Annotated in this window: 1 protein-coding gene; it reads right to left on the bottom strand. The window is 66.8% G+C overall.

The genetic code is table 11. The features are described 5' to 3' along the window. Positions 1-1,390: maltose alpha-D-glucosyltransferase (gene treS / locus ABWI07_RS44105; RefSeq protein ID WP_353822204.1), on the bottom strand; the 1,390-nt coding region annotated here is incomplete at both ends.

The following is a 1,390-nucleotide window of genomic DNA, read 5'->3' as shown; positions in this document are numbered from 1 at the left end:
ACCTGGGGCAGCAGGCGTTCGGCACCGAGTACTTCATCCTCCAGGCGGGTGAGCTCGGCCCGGTCGGCCCCGGCCGCCGCGAGCGGGACCAACGAGCCGAGGCCGAACGCCGGGTTCTGCTTACGGATCTCGATCATCCGCCGGGTCCAGTGCAGCAGCGAGGACGGCGACGACATCGACGCCTCCACGTTCGTGACCTGGTACCCGTAGACCGGATCCATGATCGTGGGCAGATACAGACGCCCCGGGTCGCAGGACGAGAAACCCGCGTTGCGGTCCGGCGTCCACTGCATCGGCGTGCGCACCGCGTCCCGGTCACCGAGCCAGATGTTGTCCCCCATGCCGATCTCGTCGCCGTAGTAGAGGATCGGCGAGCCGGGCAGCGACAGCAGCAGCGCGGTGAACAGCTCGATCTGGTTGCGGTCGTTGTCCAGCAGCGGCGCCAGACGCCGGCGGATGCCGATGTTGGCCCGCATCCGCGGATCCTTGGCGTACTCCGCCCACATGTAGTCGCGTTCCTCGTCGGTGACCATCTCCAGGGTCAGCTCGTCGTGGTTGCGCAGGAAGATGCCCCACTGGCAGCTCGACGGGATCGCCGGCGTCTTCGCCAGGATCTCCGACACCGGATACCGCGACTCACGCCGCACCGCCATGAAGATCCGCGGCATGACCGGGAAATGGAACGCCATGTGGCACTCGTCGCCGCCCGAGGGGAAGTCGCCGAAGTAGTCGACCACGTCCTCCGGCCACTGGTTCGCCTCCGCGAGCAGCACCGTGTCCGGATAGTGCGTGTCGATCTCCTTGCGCACCCGCTTCAGGAACTCGTGCGTCGCCGGCAGGTTCTCGCAGTTGGTGCCTTCCTGCTGGTACAGGTACGGCACCGCGTCGAGGCGGAAGCCGTCGATGCCGAGGTCGAGCCAGAACCGCAGGGCGGAGACGATCTCCTCCTGCACCGCCGGGTTCTCGTAGTTGAGGTCGGGCTGGTGGGAGAAGAAGCGGTGCCAGTAGTACTGCTTGCGGACCGGGTCGAAGGTCCAGTTGGAGGCCTCGGTGTCGACGAAGATGATCCGGGCGTCCTGGTACTGCTTGTCGTCGTCGGCCCACACGTAGTAGTCGCCGTAGGGGCCGTCGGGGTTGCTGCGGGACTCCTGGAACCACGGGTGCAGGTCGCTGGTGTGGTTCATCACGAAGTCGATGATCACGCGCATGCCGCGCTGGTGGGCCGCGTCCACGAACTCGACGAAGTCGGCCAGGTCACCGAACTCGGGCAGCACCGCGGTGTAGTCGGAGACGTCGTAGCCGCCGTCGCGCAGGGGGGACTTGAAGAACGGCGGCAGCCACAGGCAGTCCACGCCCAGCCACTGCAGATAGTCCAGCTTGGCGGTCAGGC

The sequence above is a fragment of the Actinomadura sp. NPDC000600 genome (genome assembly GCF_040492135.1).
Classification (GTDB): domain Bacteria; phylum Actinomycetota; class Actinomycetes; order Streptosporangiales; family Streptosporangiaceae; genus Spirillospora.
Note: the sequence above shows the minus strand (reverse complement) of the source record. Positions and strands in the feature narration are given on the sequence as shown.